Consider the following 23,198-nt stretch of genomic DNA (forward strand, 5'->3'; position numbering starts at 1 on the left):
CGAACAGGCCCGCGACCCGCCCGGTCGCGGGCCTGTTCTCGTCCCATCCGCGGGATTAGCATGAGCGCGACGCGCGTCGCCGTGCACCACCTGGGGAGCCCGGGAGCGCGAGACGTGGAGGGCGCATCGACATGAGCGACGACCGTACCCCGCAGGGCGCATCGCCCGATTCCCCGACGCAGGGGGCTGCTCCGCAGGCAGCACCGCCGCCCTCGGGCCCCCCGACCGTGAGCCGGGCGACGCTCATCTGGTTCGGCGTCGCGATCGTCGTGCTCTCGTTCGTCGCGGCCTTCCTCGGGTCCTGGGTCGCCCGCGCGGGCGACACCACGGCGGCCGAGCCGACGCCGACGCCGACCGCGGCGGAGGTCGACGAGGCCGCCTACGAGGAGGCGATCAAGGAGATCCTGCCCGCGGGCTCGGCCGTTCGTGCCGGTACCGGCGTGCCCGAGGAAGGCAAGGGGTACGAGGGCGACGTCTACATCGACATCTCGAACTCCGACGTGTACCTGTTCCAGGACGGCGAGTGGACGCTCGTCGGGAACATCCGCCAGAACGCCGCCGAGAACCTCACGGGCGCGCAGGGGGAGCAGGGGGCCAAGGGCGAGCAGGGCGCCCAGGGCGAGCAGGGTGCCCAGGGCGAGCAGGGTGCCCAGGGCGAGCAGGGTGCGCAGGGCGAGGCCGGTGCTGCGGGCACGCAGGTGCTCCTCGGCGTCGGCGTCCCCGACCCCTCGACGTGCACCACCGACGGCGACATCTTCATCGACACGAGCACGGTGCAGTTCTACGAGTGCAAGGCCGGCGCCTGGACGCTGTTCGGCCCGACGCCGACCCCGACGCCCGCGCCCACCGAGGGCTGACCGACCGCGACGGATGGCGTCGCCTCGGCACCGACGTGCCGGCGCGACGCCATCCGTCGTGCCGTCCCGAGTGGCGCCCCGCTCGACGCTGGGGCATAATTACTGACTGAACGGTCGGTTGCCAATTCCGAACCCGAGCTGCCGCTCGGTCCGGAGGACCCGTCGGCGAATACGCTGGGCGGGCGAGCGTTCCCGGACGATGCAGTCAGGAGTGAGCATGGCGGAGGCCTACCTCGTCGGCGGGGTGCGCACCCCGGTCGGACGCTACGGCGGTGCGCTCGCGAGCGTGCGGCCCGACGACCTCGCCGCCCTCGTGGTCGGCGAGCTGGTGCGACGCACCGACCTCGACCGGGCGGGCGAGCTCGGCGCCATCGACGAGGTCATCCTCGGCGCCGCCAACCAGGCCGGCGAGGACAACCGCAACGTCGGGCGCATGTCGGTGCTGCTCGCGGGCCTGCCCGACGAGGTGCCCGGCATCACCGTGAACCGGCTCTGCGCCTCGGGCATGTCGGCCATCACGATGGCCTCCCAGGCCATCCGCGCCGGCGACGCCGACCTGATCATCGCGGGCGGCGTCGAGTCGATGACCCGTGCACCGTGGGTGCAGGCCAAGCCCGACCGGCCGTGGGCGAAGCCCGGCGCCGCCTACGACACGTCGATCGGCTGGCGTTTCCCGAACCGGCAGCTGCTCGCCCGCGACAAGGCCACCTACGCGATGCCCGAGACCGCCGAGGAGGTCGCCCGCGTCGACGGCATCACGCGCGAGGACGCCGACGCGTTCGCCCTCCGTTCGCAGCAGCGGGCCGCCGCCGCCATCGCTGCGGGCCGGTTCGAGCCCGAGATCGTCGGGGTCCAGACCCACAAGGGCGAGGTGCTCGTCGACGAGGGCCCGCGCCCCGAGACGACGCTCGAGGTGCTCGCGGGCCTGCGTCCCGTGGTGCACGGCGGCTCGGTCGTGACCGCCGGCAACTCGAGCGCGCTCAACGACGGCGCATCGGCGATCCTCGTCGCGAGCGGCGAGGCGGTCGAGCGCTACGGCCTCACGCCCCGCGCCCGCGTGGTCGTCGGCACGAGCGCCGGGCTCGCGCCCGAGATCATGGGCCTCGGGCCCGTCCCCGCGACCGAGAAGGCCCTCGAGCGGGCGGGCATCGACCTCGACGACATCGGGTCGGTCGAGCTCAACGAGGCGTTCGCCACCCAGTCCATCGCGTGCATCCGCCGGCTCGGCCTCGACGAGTCGCGCGTGAACGCCGACGGCGGCGCGATCGCGCTGGGGCATCCGCTCGGCTCGTCGGGTTCGCGACTCGTGGTGACCCTGCTCGGACGTATGGAGCGCGAGGGCTCGCGCTACGGCCTCGCCACCATGTGCGTCGGAGTCGGCCAGGGCACCGCGCTCATCGTGGAGCGCGTGTGATGGCCGAGGTGCACCCGCTGTCGGATGCCGCGGGCGGGCCCCTGCGCGTCGAGCGATTCGACGACCGCGTGGTCGCCACGCTCGATCGTCCCGAGAAGCGCAACGCGATCGACCAGGCGACGATCGACGCCCTGCACCTGCTGTGCGCGGAGCTCGAGGCGATCCCGCGGATCCTGATCCTCACGGGCGCCGGCGGCGTGTTCGCGTCGGGCGCCGACATCGGCGAGCTGCGCGAGCGCCGGGCCGACGACGCCCGCCGCGGCATCAACGCGAACGCGTTCGTGCGCGTGCACGAGCTGCCCATGCCCGTCATCGCGGCCCTCGACGGGTACGCGCTCGGCGGCGGCGCCGAGCTCGCGTACGCGGCCGACATCCGCATCGCCACGCCCCGCCTGCGCATCGGCAACCCCGAGACCGGACTCGGCATCATCGCGGCGGCCGGGGCGAGCTGGCGCCTGAAGGAGATCGTCGGCGAGGCGCGCGCGATCGAGCTGCTCCTCACGGGCCGCGCGGTCGGCGCCGACGAGGCGCGCGACCTCGGCCTCGTCACCGAGGTGCACCCCGTCGACGAGCTGCTGCCCGCGGCGCACGCGATCGCCGACCGGATCGCGGCCAACGACCGCGCCGCCACGATCGCCACGAAGCGCGTCTTCCGCGCTCCGCTCGCGGAGCATCCGGCCGTCGACCTCGAGGCCCAGGCCGACCTCTTCGAGAGCCCCGAGAAGTTCCGGCGCATGACCGAGTTCCTCGAGCGCCGGTCGAAGGACCGCAGGCACGCCGACCCGAAGACAACCGAGAGGACCCAGCGATGAGCGAGACCTCGACCGGAGCCCCCTCCGACGTCGGCGTGCTCGGCGGCGGACGCATGGGCGCCGGCATCGCGCACGCGTTCCTGCTCGCCGGCTCGCGCGTGACCGTCGTCGAGCGTGACGCGGATGCCGCGGGCGCGGCCTCGGCGCGCGTGCTCGAGTCCGTCGCGGCATCCGTCGCCCGCGGCACCGCCGACGAAGAGGAGTCGGCCATCGTCGCGCGCTTCGCGACGAGCATCGACGTCGCGGACTTCGCCCGCGCGGGCCTCGTGATCGAGGCCGTGCCGGAGGACCTCGAGCTGAAGATCGACGCGCTCACCCGGGTCGAGGCGGTGCTGCCGCCCGAGGCCGCGCTCGCGTCGAACACCTCGTCGATCTCGATCGACCAGCTCGCCGCGCTGCTCGACCGGCCCGACCGCTTCCTCGGCATGCACTTCTTCAACCCCGTGCCGGCCTCGTCGCTCGTCGAGATCGTGCGCGGCGACGCCTCGCAGGGCACCCTCGTGGCTGAGGCCCGCGAGTGGGTGCACGCGATCGGCAAGACTCCGATCGTCGTCGCGGATGCCCCGGGCTTCGCGTCGTCCCGGCTCGGTGTCGCGCTCGGGCTCGAGGCCATCCGCATGCTCGAGGACGGCGTGGCCAGCGCCGAGGACATCGACGCCGCGATGACGCTCGGGTACAAGCATCCGGTGGGCCCCCTGCGGCTCACCGACATCGTCGGCCTCGACGTGCGGCTCGGCATCGCCGAGTACCTCTCGTCGACGCTCGGCGAGCGCTTCGCGCCGCCCGCGCTGCTGCGCCGCATGGTGGCCGAGGGCAAGCTCGGCCGCAAGACGGGCGAGGGCTTCTACCTGTGGGATGCGCCGTGAGCGGCGATCCGAGAGAGGAACACACGATGACCGAGATCCTGCCGAGCTACGTCCAGGGGCAGTGGTGGACGCCGGACGCCGCGGCCGCGGCCTCGGCGACCGAGGTGCGCGACGCGTCGACGGGCGACGTGATCGCCCGCGTGTCGACTGAGGGCCTCGACCTCGCGGGAGCGCTGGAGTACGCCCGCACGCTGGGCCAGGCGAGCCTCGGCGAGCTGACGTTCCACCAGCGCGCGGTGCTGCTCAAGCAGTTCGCGCTCGCGCTCACCGAGCGCAAGGCCGAACTCTACGAGCTCTCGAGCCGCACGGGTGCGACGAAGCAGGACTCGTGGGTCGACATCGACGGCGGCATCGGCGTGCTCTTCACCTACTCGGGCAAGGGCCGCCGCGAGATGCCGAACAGCAAGGTCTACATCGACGGCAACGTCGAGAACCTGTCGAAGGACGGCTCATTCCTCGGCCGGCATATCTACACCCGGCTCCCCGGCGTGGCCGTGCAGATCAACGCCTTCAACTTCCCGGTATGGGGCTCGCTCGAGAAGTTCGCGCCGGCCTTCCTCGCCGGCGTCCCGACGATCGTGAAGCCCGCGACGCCGACGGGCTACGTCGCCGAGGCGATGGTGCGCATCCTCGTCGAGTCGGGGCTGCTCCCCGAGGGCTCGCTGCAGCTCGTGTCGGGCGGCGTGCCCGACCTCTTCCACCACCTGCGCCTCGGCGACCTCGTCGCGTTCACCGGCTCGGCGTCCACCGCCGAGCGGCTGCGCTCGCACGACTCCGTGCAGACGGGCGGCGTGCGGTTCACGAGCGAGACCGACTCGATCAACGCGTCGATCCTCGGCACGGACGCGGTGTCGGGCACGCCCGAGTTCGACGCGTTCGTGAAACAGCTCGTCGTCGAGATGACCTCCAAGGCGGGCCAGAAGTGCACCGCCATCCGGCGCGCGATCGTGCCCGAGGCATCCGTCGACGCGGTCATCGACGCCGTGCGCGCCCGCATCGCCGAGCGCGTGGTCGTCGGCGACCCGCGCGCCGAGGGCGTCACGATGGGCCCGCTCGCGTCGCTCACCCAGCGCGACGAGGTCCTCCGCCAGGTCGGCCGGCTCGAGCAGGGGGGCGGCGAGCTCGTGATCGGCTCGACGGATGCCCCGAGCATCGTCCACGCCGACGGCAGCACCGGTGCGGCGCCCGACGGCGCCTTCGTCGGCCCCATGCTGCTGCGGTTCGCGGATGCCGCGAGCCCCGCGCTGCACGAGGTCGAGGCGTTCGGGCCGGTCGCGTCGATCGTCGGCTACGGCTCCCTCGACGAGGCCACCGGGCTCGTGGCCCGCGGCGGAGGATCGCTCGTGACGAGCGTCGCGACGCACGACCCCTCGGTGGCCGTCGCGCTGGCGTCGGGCATCGCGGCGTACAACGGCCGCGTGCTCTTCCTCGACCGCGACGACGCGCGCAGCTCGACGGGCCACGGCTCGCCGCTGCCGAACCTCGTGCACGGCGGACCCGGTCGCGCCGGCGGCGGCGAGGAGCTCGGCGGCATCCGTGCCGTGCTGCACCACATGCAGCGCACCGCCGTGCAGGGCTCGCCCGAGATGCTCACCGCGCTCACCGGCGTGTGGCACCAGGGCGCGGCGTCGCAGGCCGACGGCGTGCATCCGTTCCGCAAGTCGCTCGCGGAGCTGCGCATCGGCGACCAGGTCGTCTCGGCGTCGCGCACGGTGACCCTCGAGGACATCGAGACGTTCGCGGAGTTCACGGGCGACACGTTCTACGCGCACATGGACGAGGAGGCCGCGGCCGCGAACCCGTTCTTCCCGGGGCGCGTCGCGCACGGCTACCTGCTCGTGTCCTGGGCCGCCGGCCTGTTCGTCGACGCCGCGCCCGGCCCGGTGCTCGCGAACTCCGGCCTGGAGAACCTGCGCTTCATCACGCCGGTGTCGCCCGGCGACTCGATCCGGGTCGAGCTCACGGCGAAGCAGATCTCGCCGCGCGAGACCGACGAGTACGGCGAGGTGCGCTGGGACGCGGTGCTGAAGAACCAGGACGACGAGCTCGTCGCGACCTACGACGTGCTCACCCTCGTGGCGAAGGAGCAGGCGCCGCAGCCGGCGTAGCGCCGGGGATCCGCCGCGTCGCGCACGTCAGCCGCGCAGCGCGAGCACGAACGGGAGCACCGCGCTCGCGCCTCGCTCCCGCAGGGTCCGTGCCGCGACCGTGAGCGTCCATCGGCTGTCGGCCTGGTCGTCGACGAGCAGGAGGCCGCCCTCGGGCACGTCCATCCCGTCGGCCGTGAACCGGTCCCAGACGCCGGCGAGCCGGAAGGCGCTGTTCCCGCCGGGACGACCGGCGGGGCCGCCTTTCGCTGGCGCGAGCGCACCGAGGTACGGCATCCGGCCGACCTCCGCGATGCCGCGGGCGAGCGAGTCGACGAGCAGCGGCCGCGACCGCGACGGGAGCGAGGCGACGGCCACGGGGCGCTCGGCCCAGCCCCAGTCGGCGAGCACGCGCACGCAGGCCGCCAGCACCTGCGGCGGAACCGGGGCATCGGGGGTGTTCGGCGCGAACAGCTCGCGCAGGGTGGCGCCCCATCCGAGGTCGGTGAGCCGCGCGAGCGCGCGGCCCTCGTCGGCCTGCTCGCCCGCAGGGATGCGGCCCTTGACCGGGACCCCGAGCCGGTCGGCGCCGGTCGGCCAGGCGCGGCGCGGCTCGATGGGCACGCCCACCCGGTCGAGGGCGCCGGCGGCGGCCTCGGCGGCGCCGTCGGCGAGGCCGCCCGGGTACCAGGCACCGGCACAGGTGTCGCACCGGCCGCACGGGACCGCCGTCTCGTCGTCGAGCGAACGCTGCAGGAACGCCATGCGGCATCCGTCGGTCTGCTCGTACTCGATCATGTGCCGCTGCTCCGCCTCGCGCTCCTGGGCGATGCGCTCGTAGCGCTGGGCGTCGTAGCTCCACGGCTCGCCGGTGGCGACCCAGCCGCCCTGTACCCGGCGCACGGCGCCGTCGACGTCGAGCACCTTGAGTAGCAGCTCGAGCGGCATGCGGCGGATGTCGACCCGCGCCTCGAGCGCCGGGGTCGACACCGGCTCGTCGGACAGCTCGTCGATCACGCGGCGGGCGCGCTCCTCGTCGGGCATCGACGCCGTCGCGAAGTAGTGCCAGATCGCCGGATCCTCATTGCCCGGGAGCAGGAGCACGTCGGCGCGTTCGGTCGCGCGACCCGCTCGCCCGACCTGCTGGTAGTAGGCGACGGGCGACGACGGCGCCCCGAGGTGCACCACGAAGCCGAGGTCGGGCTTGTCGAATCCCATGCCGAGCGCGCTCGTGGCGATGAGCGCCTTCACCTCGTTGCGCTTCAGCAGGCCCTCGGACTCCTCGCGCTCGTCGGGATCGGTCTGACCCGTGTAGGCGCGCACGTCGTGGCCGCGCTCGCGCAGGAGGCGCGCCGTGTCGTTCGCCGCCGAGACGGTCAGCGTGTAGATGATTCCCGAGCCGGGCAGGTCGTCGAGGTGGCTGAGCAGCCAGGCCAGGCGGGTCGTGGAGTCGGGGAGTCGCAGGACCCCGAGGCGCAGCGACGAGCGGGCCAGCGGGCCGCGGATCGTGAGCACCTCGCTCCCGCCGAGCTGCTCCGCAACATCCGCCACCACCCGGCTGTTCGCCGTCGCCGTGGTCGCGAGCACCGGCACGTCGGCCGAAATGCGGGCGATGAGATCGCGGAGCCGTCGGTAGTCGGGCCGGAAGTCATGACCCCAGTCGCTGATGCAGTGCGCCTCGTCGACGACGAGCAGGCCGATGCGTCGCACCAGCGCGGGCAGCTGCTGCTCGCGGAACGAGGGGTTGTTGAGCCGCTCGGGCGACACCAGCAGCACGTCGACCTCGTCGGCGTCGAGCCGGCGCACGACGTCGTCCCACTCGTGCGGATTCGTCGAGTTGATCGCCACCGCGCGCACGCCCGCACGCTCGGCCGCCGCGATCTGGTCGCGCATGAGCGCGAGCAGCGGCGAGACGAGCACGGTCGGGCCACCGCCCCTGCGACGCAGCAGCGCCGTGGCCACGAAGTAGACCGCGGACTTGCCCCAGCCGGTGCGCTGCACGACGAGCGCGCGGCGTCGCCCGTCGACGAGCGCCTCGATCGCCTCGAACTGCCCCTCGTGGAACTCCGCGTCGGGCCGGCCCACGAGCTCGCGGAGCGCGGCGAGGGCGTCGGCACGCGTGGCGTCGGTCGTGACGAGGGCGGTCATGCCTCCACTCTCGTCGATGCGGCCGACATCCGCGCTCGCGAGACCGCTCTGGATTCCGATCAGCGGTTCGGCGTCCACCCGATCGCCGGGCCGACGTGCTCGGCGATCGAGGCAAGCAGCCGCGCGTTGTAGTCGACGCCGAGCTGGTTCGGCACGGTGACGAGCAGCGTGTCGGCGGCCGCGACGGCCTTGTCGTTCGCGAGCTCCTCGGCGATGCGGTCGGGTTCGCCGATGTAGCTCTTGCCGAAGCGCGCGAGCCCGCCGTCCAGGAATCCGACCTGGTCCTTCGTGTCGCTGCCGACGCGGGGGCCGAAGTACTCGCGGTCCTCGTCGGTCACCAGTGGGATCACGCTGCGCGACACCGAGACGCGCGGTGTGCGCTCCCAGCCCGCGGCCTCCCACGCGTCGCGGTACAGCTGGATCTGCTCGTACTGCAGCTCGTCGAACGGCACGCCCGTGTCCTCGGTGAGCAGCGTCGAGCTCATCAGGTTCATGCCCTGCTCGGCGGTCCACTCGGCGGTCGCGCGCGTGCCGCTGCCCCACCAGATGCGATCGACGAGGCCCGGCGACTGGGGCTGGATCGGCAGCGGCGAGGTGGATCCGGTCATCTGCGGGTTGCCCGCCACGACGCCGGCGCCCGTGATCGCGGCGCGGAACAGCTCGGTCTTCTGGCGCGCGAGGTCGGCGTCGGTCTCGCCCTCGGGCGGCACGAACCCGAACGCGTGCGAGCCGTTCTGGGCGGGCTCGGGCGAGCCGCGGCTCACGCCCAGCTGCAGGCGACCCTCGCCGCCGGCGTGGGCGCTGATGAGGTCGGCGGCCGCGGCATCCTCGGCCATGTAGAGGGGGTTCTCGTAGCGCATGTCGATGACGCCGGTGCCGATCTCGATGCGGCTCGTGCGGGCGCCGATCGCGGCGAGCAGCGGGAACGGGCTCGCGAGCTGCCGGGCGAAGTGGTGCACGCGGAAGAACGCGCCGTCGATGCCGAGCTCCTCGGCCGCCACCGCGAGCTCGATCGACTGCACGAGCGCATCGCGTCCGGAGCGCGTCGACGACTGCGGCGAGGGATGCCAGTGGCCGAACGAGAGGAATCCGATGCGCTGCTTCACGACGGGTACGGCATCCTGCGGCATCCGCTCATTCCCCTCTGCTCCGCGGCCGCCGAGAATAGGGCATCTGCCGGATGCCGGGCGGCCACCTCAGACAGGAGTCTAGGGTCAACCACGCACGGAACCGGAGTGGACATGTTGATCTCGGAACTGACCTTCCCGCATCTCGCCGAGGCACGCGAGGCCCAGCTCGTGCAGCAGCTCGAGCGTCGCCGGGTGGTGGCCGAACGACTCGCCGAGGCATCGGCCGACGCGCCGGCGCCCGTGCGACGTCGACGCGAGCGGATGCCGCGCGCCCGCGTCGCGACGAACGAGCCCTGCCCGGCGTAGGACCCGAGGGCTCAGCTCGCGGGCGACTCGACCGACTCGGCGACCCAGGCGGCGGCCTCGGCCTGCTTGTCGAGCGGGAAGACCTCGAACTCGCCGGGCACCAGGCCGCCGAACGCGGTCGCGATGCCGGCGAGCACGTCGTGGTTGGTGACGAACGCCGCGCGCTTCCACGCCGAGAGCGGCCGGCGGATGAGCTTCGCGTCCTCGAGCATCGCGCCGAGCGAGTAGCGGTCGAACTCGTCGCCCAGCACGAACACGCAGCTGACCGTGCCGCGCTCGGCGATCGCGGCGTCGATGGCCGGCTCGAGCACGTCGCGGTAGTCGGATGCCTCGATGGTGCCCACGGCCCGGAAGCCGATCACGCCCGACGGCAGGCCCTCGAGCGGTTCGATCATGGTGTTCCCCCTCCACCCCGGCGGGACTTCCGCCGGACGACCTCGCGCCCCGGACTCAGCCGAGCAGCTCCTCCACGCGGTTCGACGTGGGCATGCGCAGCCCGTCGAGCGCGATCGCGATGACGTCGTCGGCGAGGCGGTCGGCGTCCTCGGGGCCGCCGGGCCGGTACCACTCGACGATCGAGTTGATCATGCCGAAGAGCAGCCGCTCCACGATGCGCACGTCGATGTCGCTGCGCAGCGACCCCTCGGCCTGCGCCTCGGACACGAGCGCCGTCACCCGCTTGTCGAACGCGCGCCGGCGGGCGAGCGCGCGGCGCTCCACCTCGGTGTTGCCGCGCACGCGCAGCAGCAGGGTCACGTAGGGCAGCTTCTCGACGAGTACGTGCACGGCGCCGCGCAGCACGTGGTCGAGCCGGTCGGCGGCACGCCGGGGCGCCGGCCCTTCGACGAGCTCAGGATGCGCCGCCTCCTCCAGCACGCCCTCGAGCGCGCCGAGCGCCGTGTCGAGGGCGCGGTCGAGGATCTCGTCCTTCGACGCGAAGTGGTGGTAGATCGCGGACTTCGACAGGCCGAGCCGGTCGGCGAGCACGCCCATCGACGTCGCGTCGTAGCCGTACTGGTTGAACGCGGCGACGGCGACGTCGAGGATGCCCTGCTTGTCGTAACCGGGGCGTCCCCGTCGGAGGCTTCCGTTCTCTGACATCGCCCCCAGTCTCCCATCTCGGTGGTCACGCCGGCCGTTGCGCCACTTCCGTGCCCTCTGCGCCAGTCGAGATGGTGCGGTGGCCGCCGAAGTGGCGCAGAGCGGATGCCCCGCGCCGGCCGCCCGGCACGTCGCCGACCTCAGCGGAGGTCGTAGACCCGCTTGTACTTGCCCTCGCTGCGCGGCAGGGCGCCCGGCTCCTCGAGCTGCACGGCGACCGTCGATCCGACGTGCACCTTGATGCGCTGCGCGAGCACGACCGCGGCCGCCTCGCACGTCTCGACCGAGAGGTCGGGGTGCCGCTCGATGCGCACCTTCAGCGCGTCCATGCGCCCTTCGCGGGAGAGCTCGAGCACGAAGTGCGGCGTGAGCTGCTCGATGCCGAGCACGAGCTCCTCGATCTGCGTGGGGAACAGGTTCACGCCGCGCAGGATGATCATGTCGTCGTTCCGGCCCGTGACCTTCTCCATGCGACGCATGCCGGGGCGGGCGGTGCCGGGCAGGAGGCGCGTGAGGTCGCGCGTGCGGTACCGGATGACCGGGAACGCCTCCTTCGTGAGCGACGTGAACACGAGCTCGCCGAGGTCGCCGTCGGCCAGCACCGCGCCGGTGTCGCCGTCGATGATCTCGGGCAGGAAGTGGTCCTCCCAGAGGTGCGGGCCGTCCTTCGTCTCGAGGCACTCGTTGCCGACGCCCGGTCCCATGACCTCGCTGAGCCCGTAGATGTCGAGCGCGTCGAGGCCGAGGCGCTGCTCGAGCTCGTGGCGCATCTCGTTGGTCCACGGCTCGGCGCCGAGCACGGCGACCTTGAGCGACGTGGAGCGCGGGTCGATGCCCTGCTCGACCATTGCGTCGGCGATCGTGAGCAGGTAGCTCGGCGTGCAGAGGATCGCGTCGGGCTCGAAGTCCCGGATGAGCTGCACCTGGCGCGCGGTCTGGCCGCCCGACATCGGGATGACCGTCGCGCCGAGCTTCTCGATGCCGGCGTGCGCGCCGAGGCCGCCCGTGAAGAGCCCGTAGCCGTAGGCGTTGTGCACCTTCATGCCGGGGCGGATGCCGCTGGCCCGCAGCGACCGGGCGACGAGCGTCGCCCAGCGGTCGAGGTCGCCCGAGGTGTAGCCGACCACGGTCGGCCGGCCGGTCGTGCCGCTCGAGGCGTGGATGCGCGCGACCCGCTCCATGGGCACGGCGAACATGCCGAAGGGGTAGGTCTCGCGCAGGTCGGCCTTGGTCGTGAACGGCAGCCTCGCGACATCCGCCAGCGAACGGATGTCGCCGGGCTTCACGCCCGCCTCGTCGAACTTGCGCGTGTAGAGCGGCACGTGCTCGTAGGCGTGCCGCACGGTCTGCTGCAGCCGCTCGAGCTGGAGCGCCTCGATCTCGGCGCGGGACATCCGCTCCTCGGGGTCGAGGTCGGCGGCGGGCACGGGCTCGAGGCCCGAGACGCTGGGGGAGATGGTCGTCGTCGACACGTGGTGCTCCTGTGGGTGATGGCCGGTCCCTGAGCCTGTCGAAGGGACCCTGGTGGGGGTGCGTTCCCCTCGACGGGCTCAGGGAACGCTGCGGTTCGTGGAGAGGGATCGGCCGCGGAACTCGGCGACCGCGTCGCCGTGCTCGTCGACGACCGAGACGTCGTAGAGTCCGGTGCGGCCCGACCGGGTGCGGCGGACGGCGGTCGCGGTGAGGGTCTGCCCCGCGCGCGTGGACTTCAGGAAGGTGATGTCGGCGCCCGCCGCGACGGTGACGTTGTCGTCCTCGTTGCAGGCGATGGCGAAGGCCGTGTCGGCCAGGGTGAAGACGAGGCCGCCGTGGGTGATGTGGAAGCCGTTCGTCATGTCCTCTCGCACGAGCATCGACACGACCGCGTGGCCGGGATCGTCGCGCTCGACGACCATGCCGAGGGCGGCGGAGGCGAGGTCGCGGTCCATCATGGCGCGATTGGCCTGGCTCGTGGCATCCGTCATGCGTTGCTCCTCGTCGAGTTGCGCGCCGTTGCTGCGGCGCTGAAGATGACTATATACTAACTGAACGATCGGTTAGTAATACCGGATGCCGCGGCGTACCGCGGGCCGGATTCCGCCAGAGCACAGGAGTCGACGATGACCGCACCCGCAGACCTCAGCGTCGCCAGTCGTGAGGAGCACGACGAGGCCGCCCAGGCGCTGTTCGACGACCTCATCGCCAAGGACTCGCGCATCGAGCCGCGCGACTGGATGCCCGAGGCGTACCGCAAGACGCTCATCCGGCAGATCAGCCAGCACGCGCACTCCGAGATCATCGGCATGCAGCCCGAGTCCAACTGGATCTCGCGGGCGCCCAGCCTGAAGCGCAAGGCGATCCTCATGGCGAAGGTGCAGGACGAGGCGGGCCACGGGCTCTACCTCTACTCGGCCGCGCAGACGCTCGGCATCGGGCGCGAGGAGATGATGCAGCAGCTCATCGAGGGCAGGGCGCGCTACTCGTCGATCTTCAACTACACGACGCCGACCTGGGCCGACATGGGCGCCATCGGGTGGCTCGTCGACGGCGCCGCGATCTGCAACCAGGTGCCGCTGTGCCGCGCCTCCTACGGACCGTACGGCCGCGCGATGGTGCGCATCTGCAAGGAGGAGTCGTTCCACCAGCGGCAGGGCTTCGAGATCCTGCTCGAGCTCATGCAGGGCACCGAGGCGCAGCGCGAGATGGCGCAGGACGCCGTGAACCGCTGGTACTGGCCGAGCCTCATGATGTTCGGGCCGCCCGACGACCAGTCGCCGAACTCGGCGCAGTCGATGGCGTGGAACATCAAGCGGTTCTCGAACGACGAGCTGCGCCAGCGCTTCGTCGGCATGCTGGTGCCGCAGGCCGAGGTGCTCGGCGTCACGCTGCCCGACCCGAACCTGGCGTGGAACGAGGAGCGCCAGGCCTACGACATCAGCGAGATCGACTGGACCGAGTTCAACGAGGTCCTCGCCGGCCGCGGCCCCGCGAACGCCGAGCGCCTGCGCCGCCGGCGCGAGGCCCACGAGGACGGCGCCTGGGTGCGCGAGGCGGCCGCCGAGTACGCCCGCAAGCAGGCCGAGCGTGCGCTCGCGGCATCCGGGGCGGTGGCATGATGTCGACTCCGGGCGAGACGGGCACCGAGGCCTGGCCCCTCTGGGAGGTCTTCGTGCGGGCCAACCGCGGCCTCAGCCACGTGCACGTCGGGTCGCTGCACGCGCCCGACGCCGACATGGCCGTGCGCAACGCGCGCGACCTTTACACGCGCCGCAACGAGGGCGTCTCGATCTGGGTGGTGCCCGCCGACGCGATCACCACGAGCGACCCCGACGCGAAGGGCGCGTTCTTCGAGAGCCCCGCGGGCAAGAACTACCGCCACGCGGTGTACTACACGAAGTCCGAGGGGGTGAAGCACCTGTGAGCGCATCCGTCCCTGAGCCCGTCGAGGGGCACGGCGACGTCTCCGTCGACCAGGTCGAGCTCGTCGAGGAGCTCGCGGGTGCCGGTCTCACGGGCACCGGCGGCACGGCGTCGGCGGATGCCGCGGAGTACGCGATGCGGCTCGGCGACGACGCGCTGGTGCTCGCCCAGCAGCTGGGCATGTGGATCACCCGCGCGCCCGAGCTCGAGGAGGACGTGGCGCTCGGCAACATCGGCCTCGACCTGATCGGCCACGCCCGCTCGCTGCTGCACTACGCGGGCAGCGCCACCGGCCGCAGCGAGGACGACCTCGCGTACTGGCGCGACGAGCCCGAGTGGCGCAACGCCTGGATCTTCGAGCAGCCCAACGGCGACTTCGCGCACACGATCGCCCGCCAGCTCGTGGTCGCGACGTACCTGCTCGAGCTCTACGGCGAGCTCTCGGCGTCGACCGACCCGACCCTCGCCGCCGTCGCGGCGAAGGCGGTCAAGGAGGTCGACTACCACCGCGACCACGCCGTGCAGTGGACGCTCCGCCTCGCGCACGGCACCGACGAGTCGCGGCGCCGCATGACGATCGCGATCGCCGACACCTGGCCGTACATCGACGAGCTCTTCGAGGACGACGAGCTCACCGAGCGCCTCGCCGCCGACGGCGTCGCGGTGCTGCCGTCGACGCTGCGCGCCCGGTTCGACGAGGTCATCGCCGCCGTGCTCGCCGAGGCCGAGCTCGAGCCCCCGACCGGCCGCACGGCGTTCATCGCCGCCGGCCGCGGACGGTCCGGCTCCCACACCGAGCACCTCGGCCCGCTGCTCGCGGAGATGCAGGTGCTCGCCCGCCAGCACCCGGGGGCGTCGTGGTGACCGCGGTGGCGGCATCCGTCGCCCGACCGTTGCCGAGCGACCCGGCGGCACGACGCGCCTGGGACGTCGCCGCGACCGTGACCGACCCCGAGATCCCCGTGCTCACGATCGAGGACCTCGGCGTGCTGCGCTCGGTCGAGGTCGCCCCTTCGTCGAGCTCGGACGGCGTCGCGGTGCGCGTGAAGCTGACCCCGACGTACAGCGGATGCCCCGCGCTCGACGCCATGCGCGACGACGTGCTGGTCGCGCTCACCCACGCCGGCTACGACGAGGTGCAGGTCGACCTCGTGCTCGCCCCCGCGTGGACCACCGACTGGATGAGCGACGCCGGTAAGGAGAAGCTGCGCCGCTACGGCATCCAGGCGCCCACCGGCCACGCCGCGGCGAAGCAGGGGCCCGTGCGCCTGCAGCTCGCGGTGAAGTGCCCGCGCTGCGACTCGCTGAACACGCGCGAGCTCGCCCGCTTCGGCTCGACGTCGTGCAAGGCGCTCTACGAGTGCCGCGACTGCCTCGAGCCCTTCGACTACTTCAAGGTGCTCTGATGGCGGCGCGCAACCTGGGGTCGACGGGACTGGGGTTCGGCACGTCGACCGCCATCGCCCCGAGCTCGGCGCAGCCCGTCGACAGCTCCGTCGCCGAGGCGTTCCTCGCGTCCACGGTCGGCGGCGAGTCGCTGTCGACGAAGGAGGGCGCGAAGCGCCACCGGGCGCGGTTCCACGAGCTCGAGGTCGCCGAGGTGCGTCCGCTCACGGCCGACGCCGTCGAGGTGACCTTCGCGGTGCCCGAGGAGCTCGCCGACGACTACACGTACCTGCCCGGGCAGTACGTCGCGCTCCGCAAGGAGCTCGACGGGCACGAGCGCCGCCGGAGCTACTCGATCTGCCGCGCCCCCGACCCGTCGACGGGCTCAGGGACCACCATCTCGGTCGCCATCAAGCGCGACCTCGGCGGCATCTTCTCGTCGTGGGCGAACTCCGAGCTGCAGGCGGGCGAGACGCTCGACGTGATGAGCCCGCAGGGCACGTTCACCTCGACGCTCGACGCGCTCGACGGCAAGCACATCGTCGGCATCGCGGCCGGCAGCGGCATCACGCCGCTCATGGCGCTCGCGCACACCGTGCTCTCGCGGTCGGCGACGGCGGAGTTCGAGCTCGTCTACACGAACCGCTCGACCCTCGACGTGATGTTCCTCGAGGAGCTCGCCGAGCTGAAGGACCGCTACCCGTCGAGACTCGCCGTGCACCACGTGCTCTCGCGCGAGCAGCGCACCGCGCCGCTCCTCTCGGGCCGCATCGACGCCGAGAAGCTCGGCACCATGCTCGACGTGCTCATCCGGCCCGAAACGGTCGACGAGTGGTTCCTCTGCGGGCCGTTCGAGCTGGTGCAGCTCGCGCGCGACACCCTCGCCGCGAAGGACGTGCCGGCCGACCACGTGCGCTACGAGCTGTTCACGACGGACGCCGACCGCGTCGAGCCGCGGCACGGGCGTCCGGTCGAGGTGAAGCAGGGCGAGGAGACCGTCGCCATCGAGTTCACGCTCGACGGGCAGTCCTCGACCGTCGAGAGCCCCGTGTCGGCGAACGAGTCGATCCTCAACGCGGCGCTGCGCGTGCGCCCCGACGTGCCGTTCGCGTGCGCCGGTGGCGTGTGCGGCACATGCCGCGCCCGGGTCGTCGAGGGCAGCGTGAACATGACCGAGAACTACGCGCTCGAGCCCGACGAGCTGGAGCGCGGCTACGTGCTCACCTGCCAGTCGCACCCGAAGTCCGACCGCGTCGTGGTGGACTATGACGTCTGAGCGTGAGACGCTGCTCGCGTTTCTCAGGAGCACCAGGCGCGCGCCCCATCGTTCTCAGGAAGACACGCCGGGAGCGCGTCCGAATCGCCCAGAACGTCCTGAAATCGGTATTGGGAGGCGCAGATGATCGAACTCAGCGTTGCCGACGGCGTGGCCGAGGTCGTGCTCAACGCCCCCGACAAGCTCAATGCGCTCGACGTCGCGGCGCTCGCCGAGCTCACCGAGGCGTACGCGTCCGCCGAGCGGGCCGCGGAGGCCGGCGACGTGCGCGCGCTCGTGCTGCGCGGCGAGGGCCGCGCGTTCTGCGCAGGCCGTGACATCTCGGGCGTCGACCCGCGCGACGACGACGTGCTCGGCTACCTCGGCGGCCGGGTGCAGCCGCTGCTCGAGCGCATGGCGGCGTTCCCGGCGCCCACGTTCGCGGTCGCGCACGGCGCGTGCCTCGGCGTCGGGCTCGGCCTGCTCATCGCGAGCGACATCGTGTACGTCGCCGACACGGCGAAGATCGGCTCGCCCTTCGCGAACCTCGGCGCGACGCTCGACTCGGGCGGCCACGCGCTGTTCTTCGAGCGGCTCGGCGCGCACAAGACGATGGACCTCATCGTCACGGGCCGGCTCATGTCGGGAACCGAGGCCGTCGCCGCGGGCCTGTTCTCGCAGGTGTTCCCCACCGACGAGGTGACGGATGCCGCCCGCGCCGCGGCCCGCGCCGCGGCATCCGGGGCCACGCAGGCGTTCGTGGCGTCGAAGGCGCTCATCGCGTCGCTGCGCGACGACCGCCTCGGGCTCTGGCAGTCGATGGACCAGGAGAACCGCGCGCAGGCGGCGCTCTGCGACACCGACGACTACCGCGAGGGCTTCGCGGCGTTCCAGCAGAAGCGCAGGCCTGCGTTCACCGGTCGCGGCTGACTCCCGAGGGTTGAGGAGCGGCGCAGCCGCGTCTCGAAACCCGTGCCTGCGCGAGCCGGTTTCGAGACGGCGCTGCGCGCCTCCTCGACCCGCGGACTCCCTAGTCCGGCAGCGCCCGCTCGGTCCCGGCGAGCCCGGCCTCGTCGAACAGCACGCGCCCGGCCCGCTCGTAGAGCTCCATCGCCTGCTCGGGGGTGTCGCCGACGGCGGTCATGCCCACGCGGCCGTGCTCGGTGATCGAGCTGATCATGTGGAACACGATCCCGGTCTGCCGGGACTGGTCGAAGTGCAGGCCGTGCCGCGCGACGACGTCGAACAGGTCGCCGACCGAGAGCGCACGGAGCTCCCCGCCCTCGAGGTGGTCGGTGGCCACGAGGTGCTTCTCGGCGCCCTCGGGCGTGAGGAAGCGGCCCGTCTCGGCGTCGTACCGCCCGTCGGTGAGGAACTGGAGCGTCAGGAACGGATGCGTCGTGCCGCCCTTGCGGAGGTTGAGCTCGATCGCGTACGCCGACCATCCGCCCGCGGCATCCCGCATCGTGACGAAGTCGACCGCGAACCGCCCGAGCACGCCCTCGGCGGCCAGCCGCTCGCCGATCGCCGCCGCCGGCTCGCTGATGAGGCGGGAGTACGCGGGATCGGCGGGGAACACGCAGCCCAGGTAGCTCTGCCCGCTCGCGCCGCCGAGCAGCTGGTCGTGCGTCGACAGGAGCTCGACGGTGCCGTCGGGAAGCGAGCGGAGCTGCACGCTCGGGCTCAGCAGCTCCTCGCCGACGATGCGCTCCTCGACGATGCCGCCGTCGGACTCGAGCTTCGCGACGTACGCCGCGAACGGCACGTCCGGCGCCTCGAGCTGCATCCCGTCGACGCGCTCGGCGATCGCCGCCCGTCGCTCCGCCGCCGGCAACCCGCCGACGCCCGCGAGGTCGACGAGCGCGTTGCCCGCCCCCGAGACGCCCTCGTTGAGCTTGACGATGACCTGGCCGATGGTCGGCCGGGCGTCGAGCAGGTCGCCGATCGCGTCGACCACCTCGTCGAGGCCGTGCAGGTCCTCGGCGCCGAGGGGGTACGGCACCCCGACCTCGCCGAAGAGCCGGCGGCATCCGGTCTTGGTGCCGAGGTCCGACAGCCGCGGATCGGAGCCGTACATCGGGATTCCCAGGGTGAGCGCCAGGTCGCGCTCGAGCTCGGTCGTGTTGTACGGGATGAGGTGGCTGCGGTCGCGGTTGGGGATGAGCGCGGCGATCTTCTCGAGCAGCCTCGGCCGTTCGAGCAGCTTCACGCTCAGGGGGCGGGGCGACGCGTCGCCGACCGAGACCATCGTGAGGCGGGCCTGCGCGTGGCTCGGGATGACCCCGGGCAGCAGCGCGAGGTAGTACTCGATGATGCGCGGATCGACGGGCATCGACGAGACGTAGATCATGCGGAGCCGCGGCTGGCGGAGCAGGAGCAGGAGGAAGAGGAACCGCTCCTCGAACGCCTGCGCCATGCTGCCGCTGCCGCTCCCCGGGACGGCGCGGCTCAGCGTCACCGACGGGACGACGACGACCGACTCGTCCTCGAGCCCGAGTCGCATCGCGTCCCACACCGACGCCATCCGGTCCTGGAGCCGGTCGAAGCGGAGGTTCCGGGCGTCCTCGTCGAGCTCGGACAGCGTGGCGGCGTCGGATGCCGTCGCCGTGGGTGCCGTGGTGCCATCGAGCGTGGTCATGTCCTCACCTGCGCTTCCGTGTCGTCGAGGCCCGTGATCGCGAACGCGCGCACGGGCTTGCTGAAGCCGCGCAGGTCGAGCTCGCCCACCGGCTCGCCCGTCGCCACTCCCTCGGCCGCCGAGTACACGCGCTGGGCCACGAGGATCTGCCCGGCATCCGCCACCGCGCACAGCCGGGCGGCCAGGTTCGTGACGCTGCCGATCGCGGCGTAGTCGAACCGCCCCTCGAAGCCGATGCGGCCGAGCGTCGCGTACCCCTGCGCGATCCCGATGCCGAAGCCGAGGTCGTTGCCGCGCCGGCTCCAGTCGTGGGCGAGCTCGGCGACGCGCTCCCGCATCGCGACGGCCATCGCCACGGCGCGCCCGGCGGGGTCGTCCACCGGGAGCGGGTCGTTGAAGAACACCATGAGCCCGTCGCCCGTGAACCGCTCGAGCGTGCCCTCGAACCGGTAGATGAGCTCGCCGAGCGCGTGGTGGTACTCGGCGAGCACGCCCATGACCTCCTCGGGCTCGCTCGCCTCGGCGAACGAGGTGAACCCCCGGAGGTCGCAGAACACCACGACGATCTCCCGCCGATGGCTGGCCAGCACGCCCTCCTCGCCGGAGTCGAGCACCACGTCGACGAGCTGCGGGGAGAGGAAGCGGCGGAGCCGGTTCACGCGCTCGAGCTCGGCGACCTGCGCGTCGACGCGCGCCTCGAGCTCGACGTTCCACGCCGCGAGCTCCTCGGCCTGCCGCTCGATGGTGTCGTGGTAGCGCTTGATGCGGGCCAGCGACGCGACGCGGGCGAGGAGCTCGCCCTGGTCGAACGGCTTGCTCACGAAGTCGTCGGCACCCGCCTCGATCGCGCGCACCTTCTCCTGCTCTCCGCTCGCGGTGATCATCACGACCGGCAGGTAGGCGAACTCCTCGCTCGCCCGGATGCGGCGGCACACCTCGTACCCGTCGAGGCCGGGCATCAGGATGTCGAGCAGCACGAGGTCGGCTCCGGCGGTCGGCAGCATCGCGAGCGCCTCCTCGCCCGAGGTCGCCGTGAGCACGCGATAGCCGCGAGGGCTCAGGACCGCGTCGAGCAGCCGGAGGTTCTGGGGCAGGTCGTCCACCGCGAGGATGGTGACCTCGTCACCGGGCATCGGCCCGTCCGTTGCTCAGGAACTGGCTCACCTGCTCGGGCAGCGCCCGGACGCTGATGGGCTTGCCGAGGTAGCCGTCGAAGCCCTCGCGGGCCGTGCGCTCCCGGTCCTCCTTCATGGCGAACGCGGTGACCGCCACCACGGGCACCGAGCCGAGCCGGGGGTCCTGTCGCAGCAGGCGCAGGGCCTCGTACCCGTCGATGCCGGGGAGCTGCAGGTCCATGAGCACCAGGTCGGGCGAGCACGTCCCCGCGAGCTCCACGCCCTCCTCGCCGCTGTGCGCCTCGACCACGTCGTACTCGAAGGCCGTCAGCACGTCGCGCACGAGCTTGAGGTTCAGCGGGTTGTCCTCGACGACGAGGATGCGTCGGCCGGGCATCATCCCGCCTCCTCCGGGTCCGTGGCCGGCCGCCCGTTGCGTCCCGGGAGGGAGCCCGAGTGCACCGCGCCGACCCGCCGCAGCGCGCCGACGAGCTCCTCGCGGCCGACGGGCTTCACGAGGTAGTCCGTCGCGCCGAGCGTCATGCCGCGCGAGCGCTCGTCGAGGATCGACACGATGATCACGGGGACCGCGCTCATCGCCTGGTCCTCACGCACGCGGGTGAGCACCTGCCAGCCGTCCAGTCCCGGCATCCGGATGTCGAGCACGACCGCGGCCGGCCCGTGCGCCCGAATGAGCTCGAGCCCCTCCTCGCCGTCGCGGGCGTGCACGACCTGCACGCCGAGCCCGTCGAGGTAGGCCGTCATGAGGTCGAGGGATGCCCGGTCGTCGTCGATGACCACCACGACCGGGAGGTTCGCCTGTTCGGCGGGCTGGGGCGCCGGCACGACCACGGGCCCGTCGAGGGGCAGCGTGAAGCCGAAGGTGCTGCCGCGGCCGACCTCGGACTCGAGCCACATCCGACCGCCGAGCAGCGCGACGATGCGGCGGCACAGCGTGAGGCCGAGGCCGGTGCCCTCCTCGCGCTGGGTGCCGCGCCCGCCCTGCTGGAACGACTCGAAGATGCGCTCGCGGTCGTCCGCCGGAATGCCGTCGCCGTCGTCGGTGACGGTCACGGCCAGCTCGTCGCCGGCGCGCCGGGCGACCACCGCGACGTGGCCGCCGTCGGGCGTGAACTTCACCGCGTTGCTCAGCAGGTTGAGCAGCACCTGCTTGACGCGCAGCTCGTCGGAGTCGATGACGTCGACGGTCGGATCCACCTCGAGGCTCAGCGTGAGCCCGTGCATCGCCGCGCGCTCGCGCACCATCGAGAGGCCGTACTCCATGGCCGACGACACCGAGAACGTCGACGGCGCGAGCTCCATCCGCCCCGCCTCCACCTTGGAGAGGTCGAGGATGTCGTTGAGCAGGTTGAGCAGGTGCCGGCCCGAGCTCAGGATGTCGCGGAGGTACTCGTCCTGGCGGTCGTTGAGCTCGCCGAACATCCGCTCCAGCAGCACCTCCGAGAACCCGATCACCGCGTTGAGCGGCGTGCGGAGCTCGTGCGACATGCTGGCCAGGAACTCGGACTTGTGCTGGCTCACCACCTCGAGCTCGGCGGTCTTCGTCTCGAGCTCGCGGAAGAGCCGGGCGTTCCAGACCGCGAGCGCCGACTGGCTCGCGAACGTCTCGAGGAACTCGATGGTCTCGTTCGAGAATCCGCCGGGCCGCTTGCGGCGCACGACGAGCGCGCCGATGATCTGCGACCCGCGGAGCACCGGCACGGTGAGCACCGAGCGCCAGCCGTCGTCGTGCAGGAGCTGCAGGTGCGGGTCGAGCTCGACGGTGTCGAGGTCCGCGACCCACATCGGGTGGCCCTCGAGTGCGGCGCGGCCGACCAGCGTGGTGTCGAGGTCGACGCGGATGCCGCGGAGCTTTCGCAGGAGCTCGGCGCTCGACGCGTACGCGCTGCGCACCGAGAAGCTCCGGTCCTCGGGGACGTACTCCATGATGGAGCCGCCGTCGCACCCCGCGAACCGCACCGCGTTCATGATGATGCTCGAGAGGACCTCGTCGAGCACGAGGCTCGAGCTCACCGCCTCGCCGACCTCGCTGAGCGCCTCGAGCTGCTCGATCCGGCGGGCGAGCTCCCTGCCGCGGCCCTCGAGGGCGCGCACGAGGTGCACGTTGCGCACGACGACCGCGGCCTGCGCCGCGAACGCCTCGAGCAGCGCGATCGCCCGCGCGTCGAACGGGGCGACCTCGGTGCGGAAGAGCGAGAGCGTGCCGACCACGTCGTCGTCGAGCATCATGGGCGCCGAGATGAGCGTGCGGAAGCCGCCGATCTGCTGCAGGTCGAGCCGGCCGTACTCGGGATCGATGAGCACGTCGGACACCTGCATGATCCGTCGGTCCTGCACCGCCCGGCCGACGAGCGACCTCCGGTCGAGCGTCAGCGGGTTCGCCTCCACGTACGCGACGAACTCGTCGGACAGGCCGACCGAGCTGGAGAGGGCGAAGTGATCGCCCTCGACGAGGTAGATCTGGCCGGCCGCGGCGCGGCACAGGCGTCGCGCGCTCTGCACGACGGTGTCGAGCACGGCGTCGGGATCCGAGGAGGATCGACCGAGGGCGGTGAGCACCTCGTTCATCGCCGCGAACTGCTCGGTGGCGTCGCTGTAGTCGCGCTGGAGGCGTTCGAAGTCCTCCTCGCTGATGCTGCTGCGACCCCGCTCGCTCAAGATGG

General features: G+C 72.3%; 22 protein-coding genes. 12 read left to right on the forward strand and 10 right to left on the reverse strand.

Annotated features, from left to right (window positions below):
* Positions 1-131 precede the first annotated feature (131 nt).
* The 5 genes from ACWGO8_RS09945 to paaZ all read left to right on the forward strand — a co-directional run bounded on the left by ACWGO8_RS09945 (position 132) and on the right by paaZ (position 6,057).
* Positions 132-857, forward strand: coding sequence for a hypothetical protein (locus ACWGO8_RS09945; RefSeq protein ID WP_452042901.1), 726 nt, complete (start codon positions 132-134; stop codon positions 855-857).
* Positions 858-1,074: 217 nt separating this feature from the next.
* Complete coding sequence (locus tag ACWGO8_RS09950) at positions 1,075-2,271, forward strand: acetyl-CoA C-acyltransferase (RefSeq protein ID WP_452042902.1); 1,197 nt, start codon at positions 1,075-1,077, stop codon at positions 2,269-2,271.
* Positions 2,271-3,083 (forward strand): enoyl-CoA hydratase/isomerase family protein, encoded by an 813-nt coding sequence (locus tag ACWGO8_RS09955; protein WP_452042903.1) that lies wholly within the window; start codon positions 2,271-2,273, stop codon positions 3,081-3,083. Before ACWGO8_RS09950 ends, ACWGO8_RS09955 begins: the two co-directional genes overlap by 1 nt.
* The gene (locus ACWGO8_RS09960) at positions 3,080-3,949 is read left to right on the forward strand and encodes a 3-hydroxyacyl-CoA dehydrogenase family protein (protein WP_452042904.1); all 870 of its coding nucleotides are present in this window, start codon (positions 3,080-3,082) and stop codon (positions 3,947-3,949) included. The genes ACWGO8_RS09955 and ACWGO8_RS09960 overlap by 4 nt, the downstream gene beginning before the upstream one ends.
* Positions 3,950-3,975: 26 nt before the next feature.
* Entirely contained in the window at positions 3,976-6,057 is a 2,082-nt protein-coding gene (gene paaZ, locus ACWGO8_RS09965) for a phenylacetic acid degradation bifunctional protein PaaZ (RefSeq protein ID WP_452042905.1), read from the forward strand.
* Between the two features lie 27 nt (positions 6,058-6,084).
* Here the strand turns inward: paaZ and ACWGO8_RS09970 are convergent, their stop codons facing one another.
* Together ACWGO8_RS09970 and ACWGO8_RS09975 are read right to left on the reverse strand one after the other, a co-directional pair.
* A complete protein-coding gene (locus tag ACWGO8_RS09970) occupies positions 6,085-8,184 on the reverse strand; it encodes a RecQ family ATP-dependent DNA helicase (RefSeq protein WP_452042906.1) in 2,100 nt (699 codons plus the stop codon).
* Between the two features lie 59 nt (positions 8,185-8,243).
* Positions 8,244-9,314, reverse strand: coding sequence for an LLM class flavin-dependent oxidoreductase (locus ACWGO8_RS09975; protein ID WP_452042907.1), 1,071 nt, complete (start codon positions 9,312-9,314; stop codon positions 8,244-8,246).
* 111 nt (positions 9,315-9,425) lie between these two features.
* On the opposite strand from ACWGO8_RS09975, the gene ACWGO8_RS09980 reads away from it, so the two are divergent.
* The gene (locus ACWGO8_RS09980) at positions 9,426-9,620 is read left to right on the forward strand and encodes a hypothetical protein (protein ID WP_452042908.1); all 195 of its coding nucleotides are present in this window, start codon (positions 9,426-9,428) and stop codon (positions 9,618-9,620) included.
* An 11-nt stretch (positions 9,621-9,631) separates the two neighbouring features.
* Here the strand turns inward: ACWGO8_RS09980 and ACWGO8_RS09985 are convergent, their stop codons facing one another.
* From ACWGO8_RS09985 to paaI, 4 genes are all read right to left on the reverse strand, one after another.
* On the reverse strand, positions 9,632-10,015 hold the full coding sequence (locus tag ACWGO8_RS09985; RefSeq protein WP_452042909.1) for an STAS/SEC14 domain-containing protein: 384 nt from the start codon (positions 10,013-10,015) through the stop codon (positions 9,632-9,634).
* Positions 10,016-10,070: 55 nt separating this feature from the next.
* Positions 10,071-10,721, reverse strand: coding sequence for a TetR/AcrR family transcriptional regulator (locus tag ACWGO8_RS09990; RefSeq protein WP_452042910.1), 651 nt, complete (start codon positions 10,719-10,721; stop codon positions 10,071-10,073).
* A 140-nt stretch (positions 10,722-10,861) separates the two neighbouring features.
* Positions 10,862-12,115 carry a phenylacetate--CoA ligase PaaK gene (gene paaK, locus ACWGO8_RS09995; RefSeq protein WP_452043545.1) on the reverse strand — a complete coding sequence of 418 codons (1,254 nt, stop codon included), beginning with the start codon at positions 12,113-12,115 and terminating at the stop codon, positions 10,862-10,864.
* Between the two features lie 156 nt (positions 12,116-12,271).
* A complete protein-coding gene (gene paaI, locus ACWGO8_RS10000; protein WP_452042911.1) occupies positions 12,272-12,685 on the reverse strand; it encodes a hydroxyphenylacetyl-CoA thioesterase PaaI in 414 nt (137 codons plus the stop codon).
* Between the two features lie 135 nt (positions 12,686-12,820).
* Here paaI and paaA point away from each other — a divergent pair, with 135 nt between their 5' ends.
* The 6 genes from paaA (at position 12,821) to ACWGO8_RS10030 (ending at position 17,691) form a co-directional block, all read left to right on the forward strand.
* Positions 12,821-13,816, forward strand: coding sequence for a 1,2-phenylacetyl-CoA epoxidase subunit PaaA (paaA, locus tag ACWGO8_RS10005; RefSeq protein ID WP_452042912.1), 996 nt, complete (start codon positions 12,821-12,823; stop codon positions 13,814-13,816).
* Complete coding sequence (gene paaB, locus ACWGO8_RS10010) at positions 13,816-14,121, forward strand: 1,2-phenylacetyl-CoA epoxidase subunit PaaB (RefSeq protein WP_136707718.1); 306 nt, start codon at positions 13,816-13,818, stop codon at positions 14,119-14,121. Before paaA ends, paaB begins: the two co-directional genes overlap by 1 nt.
* Positions 14,118-14,984, forward strand: coding sequence for a 1,2-phenylacetyl-CoA epoxidase subunit PaaC (paaC, locus tag ACWGO8_RS10015; RefSeq protein WP_452042913.1), 867 nt, complete (start codon positions 14,118-14,120; stop codon positions 14,982-14,984). The genes paaB and paaC overlap by 4 nt, the downstream gene beginning before the upstream one ends.
* The gene (gene paaD / locus ACWGO8_RS10020) at positions 14,981-15,526 is read left to right on the forward strand and encodes a 1,2-phenylacetyl-CoA epoxidase subunit PaaD (RefSeq protein WP_452043546.1); all 546 of its coding nucleotides are present in this window, start codon (positions 14,981-14,983) and stop codon (positions 15,524-15,526) included. The genes paaC and paaD overlap by 4 nt, the downstream gene beginning before the upstream one ends.
* A gap of 131 nt (positions 15,527-15,657) precedes the next feature.
* Positions 15,658-16,782 (forward strand): 1,2-phenylacetyl-CoA epoxidase subunit PaaE, encoded by a 1,125-nt coding sequence (paaE, locus tag ACWGO8_RS10025; RefSeq protein ID WP_452043547.1) that lies wholly within the window; start codon positions 15,658-15,660, stop codon positions 16,780-16,782.
* Between the two features lie 123 nt (positions 16,783-16,905).
* On the forward strand, positions 16,906-17,691 hold the full coding sequence (locus ACWGO8_RS10030; protein WP_452042914.1) for an enoyl-CoA hydratase/isomerase family protein: 786 nt from the start codon (positions 16,906-16,908) through the stop codon (positions 17,689-17,691).
* Between the two features lie 100 nt (positions 17,692-17,791).
* Here ACWGO8_RS10030 and ACWGO8_RS10035 read toward each other — a convergent pair whose 3' ends face one another.
* Genes ACWGO8_RS10035 through ACWGO8_RS10050 form a run of 4 tightly spaced genes read right to left on the reverse strand, consistent with a single transcriptional unit; the run spans position 17,792 to position 23,193 of the window.
* Positions 17,792-19,399 carry a peptide ligase PGM1-related protein gene (locus ACWGO8_RS10035; RefSeq protein WP_452042915.1) on the reverse strand — a complete coding sequence of 536 codons (1,608 nt, stop codon included), beginning with the start codon at positions 19,397-19,399 and terminating at the stop codon, positions 17,792-17,794.
* The gene (locus ACWGO8_RS10040) at positions 19,396-20,532 is read right to left on the reverse strand and encodes an adenylate/guanylate cyclase domain-containing protein (protein WP_452042916.1); all 1,137 of its coding nucleotides are present in this window, start codon (positions 20,530-20,532) and stop codon (positions 19,396-19,398) included. The genes ACWGO8_RS10035 and ACWGO8_RS10040 overlap by 4 nt, the downstream gene beginning before the upstream one ends.
* Entirely contained in the window at positions 20,522-20,914 is a 393-nt protein-coding gene (locus ACWGO8_RS10045) for a response regulator (RefSeq protein WP_452042917.1), read from the reverse strand. Before ACWGO8_RS10045 ends, ACWGO8_RS10040 begins: the two co-directional genes overlap by 11 nt.
* Positions 20,911-23,193: a GAF domain-containing protein gene (locus tag ACWGO8_RS10050; protein ID WP_452042918.1), complete on the reverse strand. Its 2,283-nt coding sequence runs from the start codon at positions 23,191-23,193 to the stop codon at positions 20,911-20,913. The genes ACWGO8_RS10045 and ACWGO8_RS10050 overlap by 4 nt, the downstream gene beginning before the upstream one ends.
* Positions 23,194-23,198 lie beyond the last annotated feature (5 nt).

It is taken from the genome of Agromyces sp. NPDC055661 (assembly GCF_053618135.1).

Excerpts from the sequence above, each read along its gene's own strand:
- ACWGO8_RS09945 (WP_452042901.1), top strand. The coding sequence starts at position 132 with ATGAGCGACGACCGTACCCCGCAGGGCGCATCGCCCGATTCCCCGACG.
- ACWGO8_RS09950 (WP_452042902.1), top strand. The coding sequence starts at position 1,075 with ATGGCGGAGGCCTACCTCGTCGGCGGGGTGCGCACCCCGGTCGGACGC.
- ACWGO8_RS09955 (WP_452042903.1), top strand. The coding sequence starts at position 2,271 with ATGGCCGAGGTGCACCCGCTGTCGGATGCCGCGGGCGGGCCCCTGCGC.
- ACWGO8_RS09960 (WP_452042904.1), top strand. The coding sequence starts at position 3,080 with ATGAGCGAGACCTCGACCGGAGCCCCCTCCGACGTCGGCGTGCTCGGC.
- paaZ (WP_452042905.1), top strand. The coding sequence starts at position 3,976 with ATGACCGAGATCCTGCCGAGCTACGTCCAGGGGCAGTGGTGGACGCCG.
- ACWGO8_RS09970 (WP_452042906.1), bottom strand. The coding sequence starts at position 8,184 with ATGACCGCCCTCGTCACGACCGACGCCACGCGTGCCGACGCCCTCGCC.
- ACWGO8_RS09975 (WP_452042907.1), bottom strand. The coding sequence starts at position 9,314 with ATGCCGCAGGATGCCGTACCCGTCGTGAAGCAGCGCATCGGATTCCTC.
- ACWGO8_RS09980 (WP_452042908.1), top strand. The coding sequence starts at position 9,426 with ATGTTGATCTCGGAACTGACCTTCCCGCATCTCGCCGAGGCACGCGAG.
- ACWGO8_RS09985 (WP_452042909.1), bottom strand. The coding sequence starts at position 10,015 with ATGATCGAACCGCTCGAGGGCCTGCCGTCGGGCGTGATCGGCTTCCGG.
- ACWGO8_RS09990 (WP_452042910.1), bottom strand. The coding sequence starts at position 10,721 with ATGTCAGAGAACGGAAGCCTCCGACGGGGACGCCCCGGTTACGACAAG.
- paaK (WP_452043545.1), bottom strand. The coding sequence starts at position 12,115 with ATGTCCCGCGCCGAGATCGAGGCGCTCCAGCTCGAGCGGCTGCAGCAG.
- paaI (WP_452042911.1), bottom strand. The coding sequence starts at position 12,685 with ATGACGGATGCCACGAGCCAGGCCAATCGCGCCATGATGGACCGCGAC.
- paaA (WP_452042912.1), top strand. The coding sequence starts at position 12,821 with ATGACCGCACCCGCAGACCTCAGCGTCGCCAGTCGTGAGGAGCACGAC.
- paaB (WP_136707718.1), top strand. The coding sequence starts at position 13,816 with ATGTCGACTCCGGGCGAGACGGGCACCGAGGCCTGGCCCCTCTGGGAG.
- ACWGO8_RS10030 (WP_452042914.1), top strand. The coding sequence starts at position 16,906 with ATGATCGAACTCAGCGTTGCCGACGGCGTGGCCGAGGTCGTGCTCAAC.
- ACWGO8_RS10035 (WP_452042915.1), bottom strand. The coding sequence starts at position 19,399 with ATGACCACGCTCGATGGCACCACGGCACCCACGGCGACGGCATCCGAC.
- ACWGO8_RS10040 (WP_452042916.1), bottom strand. The coding sequence starts at position 20,532 with ATGCCCGGTGACGAGGTCACCATCCTCGCGGTGGACGACCTGCCCCAG.
- ACWGO8_RS10045 (WP_452042917.1), bottom strand. The coding sequence starts at position 20,914 with ATGATGCCCGGCCGACGCATCCTCGTCGTCGAGGACAACCCGCTGAAC.